At 74.0% G+C, this 231-nt stretch carries 1 protein-coding gene; it reads right to left on the reverse strand.

Annotated features, from left to right (window positions below; translation table 11 throughout):
* Positions 1 to 231 (reverse strand): hypothetical protein (locus TW83_RS21690; RefSeq protein WP_045984358.1); only part of this gene is annotated, 231 nt, incomplete at both ends.

Consider the following 231-nt stretch of genomic DNA (forward strand, 5'->3'; position numbering starts at 1 on the left):
CCACCGCGCCGCGCATCACGCCGCGCACCGGCCCGGCCCGCAGGCTGCGGCGAAAGGCCCGGCGGGCGCGGGCCAGATCGTCGCCTGCGCCCAGCACGGCCGGCACCACCAGCAGCACCAGCACCATGCCGAACCCCAGCCCATAGGCCAGCGTGACCACCGTGGGCTTGAGAAACAGCGCCTGGGACGAACGTTCGTACAACAGCGGGGCCAGGCCCAGGACCGTGGTGG

Source organism: Paracoccus sp. S4493, from assembly GCF_000967735.1.
GTDB classification, from domain to species: Bacteria; Pseudomonadota; Alphaproteobacteria; order Rhodobacterales; family Rhodobacteraceae; genus Paracoccus; species Paracoccus marcusii.